Raw genomic sequence first — 2,796 nt, 5'->3', positions numbered from 1 at the left:
GCAAAGCCTATTACACTTCTTATCTCAGAGCCTGAAACATTTGAAAAATGCCTTACCATGTGTGATACCCTGATTGGTGAAAAAGCAACACAAACTTCCATCATTCCTTATTTTAATCCCATCACTCCGCTCATACTGAATGCAGAAACATCAATAAAAATGGAACAAACTGTCAAAAGAGGGATGCCGTTTATTTTTTCAAATTACGGTATGTCAGGAGCAACCTGCCCCATTACCCCGGGTGGGACCCTTGCTCTGTTAACGGCAGAGCTATTGGCCGGGCTTGTCTATGGCCAGTTATTAAAAGAAGGAACCCCGGTTATTTTAGGCAGCCTGCCTGCAGCCTTTGATATGAAAAAAATGCAGAGTTACTACACGCCCCAAAGCATGTTGATCAATCTTGCCTGCGGGGAAATGATGAACCATTATAAGGTCCCCCACTGCGGTACTTCAGGGGGATGGATGGGAAGAGGGCCGGATCTGATGGCAGGTTCCATGCTCTGGCAGAATCATCTGACAAGTATTCTGGGCAGCCCTGATCTGGTTCCATTTGTTGGAAATAATTTTGATTCCCTGGCATTTTCACCGGCAACAGTGGTATATGCCGCAGAAATCATCCGGCTGGCCAGGGATTTTAATAAAGGATTTTCTCTTGATCCCGATGAAGTCAGCCTTGATGAAATTATTACTCTCGGCCCCGGCGCGAGCTATCTTACTTCAAATCTGACCATGAAAAAATTCAGGGAACCTTTAACAAAAAGTAAAATATGGCCGTTTATTCCTTTGGAAAAATGGCAGGAACAAGGGGAGCCAAAAGTTGGCAAGGAACTAAGAGAGTATACCCATGCTCTGATTGAAGAGCTGCCTGTCATCGATAACCATGATTTTATATTAGACTCAGGGGAGGAATTCATTAACTCTATATCCTGAAAAAACATGACTATTAAAAAGTATTTTAGTAATTTTCATAACTGTCCGGCCACTCTTTTAATCCACCGGATGAATGTGAAAAATAAATTTGAATATAACTTTTAACATCTGGAGGAAAAAGATGAAGAAATTTGGCACACTGTTTACATGTATATTTATGGCGTTATTTATATTTTTGCCGCCCGCATTTGCAAAGGACAAAAACGAACTTAAGATTGCCAGATGGGATGACATCAACACATTTGATCCGGGATGGCTGACAAGCGGGGATCGCGAACTGACTATTATGAGATGTATCTATAACGGTCTTGTCAAATATAAGGAAGGATCCTGGGAGGTTGTACCCGACCTTGCAGAATCATGGGAGGTTTCCGATGATGGAAAAGAGGTTATTTTTCATCTCAGAAAAGGAGTAAAATTCCAAAAAGGTTACGGTGAAATGACAGCCGAGGATGTTAAATTTTCCTTTGAACGTATTATAGCCCCGGACAGCACATCCTCTGAAAAAGGAAACTGGGGTTCCCTTGATGGTGTGGAAGTTGTGGATCAATATACGGCTAAACTGATCTTCAAAGATAGAATGGTACAATTGTTCACCTCAACCCTGCCTTCCAATTCCGGTTTTATCGTTTCAAAAAAAGCCGCTCAGGAAATGGGCAGGGAAAAATTCAGTTTTAATCCAATTGGAACAGGTCCTTATGAACTGGATCAATGGGAACCCAAAAAACATGTAAAACTCAAAGCCTTTGATGGGTATTGGGGAACCAAACCTGCCATAAAAAGGGTTAAATTTATACCCATTGTAGAAGATGCCACATGTGAGATGGCACTGAAAACAAAAGAGATTGATATTGGACGGGTGGCCCTAATCAATGCTGCCATTTACAAAAAGAAATCTAAATTGAACCTGGTGGTGAAACCTTCTTTAAAACACTGGTGGGTGGGATTTACCGTAAACAAAGCCCCTTTTGACAACCAGAAACTAAGAGAGGCCTGCAGATATGCTATTGATGTGGATAAAATTTTAACAGCGGCCTTCTTTGATATTGCTCCCAGAGCCAACACCATTCTTCCTCCGGGATTACTGGGTCATTGGAAAGATGCCCCTGTGTATAAAGTTGATTTAAAAAAAGCCAAACAATTGCTCAAAGAAGGTGGAAAACCTGACGGGTTTAAAGCCAATCTCTATATCTGGCCTGACGAGCAGGTAAAAGTTACAGCAGAAGTTATTAAAGCCGACCTTGCTAAAATTGGTGTTGATATTGATATACAGATTAAAGAAACCGGTGCGTTTAACAAGGCAACCACATCCGGTGAACCGGATATGTATCTTTCTTATTTCAATACTACCATTGATCCATCCTATGCATTTTCCTGGTTTGTCAGTGGAGAAGAATGGAACTTAAGCAAATGGAGCAACAAAAAATATGATGCTCTCATCACCAAAGGCATGGTGGAAACAGTTTCTGCAAAAAGGGCCCAAATCTACATAAATGCACAAAAAGAAATGGATAAAGATGCCTTTGCCATATGGCTCACTCACGGAATAAGGATCGTTGCTGCTCAAAAAAACCTGAATTTAGGAAAACTCTATCCAGATGGCCGCCTGGCTCCCTGGGACATCAGCTTTAAATAATTAAGAATTCAGAGTATGTGATCGATATGTAACTTTGATCGCATACTCTTTTTCAAGGGATATTTGAAAATGACAGGCCATTGTAATTTAAGGCCGACAAATTTTTTTCAGGCAATTCCATTAGCTTAAAGGAGGGGCTGGCTATCTTAAAGTATATAATTAAAAGAACACTATGGACCATACCGACTCTGATCGGTGTATTGATTGTTCTATTCAGCCTGACATATTTT

2 protein-coding genes are annotated in these 2,796 nt (G+C 40.8%); both read left to right on the top strand.

What is annotated here, in order from left to right; genetic code table 11:
- Positions 1–930 (top strand): trimethylamine methyltransferase family protein (locus tag K8S13_RS23450; RefSeq protein ID WP_291466151.1); only part of this gene is annotated, 930 nt, incomplete at its 5' end.
- 121 nt (positions 931–1,051) lie between these two features.
- The gene (locus K8S13_RS23445; protein ID WP_291466150.1) at positions 1,052–2,566 is read left to right on the top strand and encodes an ABC transporter substrate-binding protein; all 1,515 of its coding nucleotides are present in this window, start codon (positions 1,052–1,054) and stop codon (positions 2,564–2,566) included.
- The last annotated feature ends 230 nt before the right edge of the window (positions 2,567–2,796 follow it).

Source organism: Desulfobacula sp., from assembly GCF_021107415.1.
The sequence above is the reverse complement of the archived record's forward strand: the minus strand, read 5'-3'. Positions and strand labels throughout refer to the sequence as shown.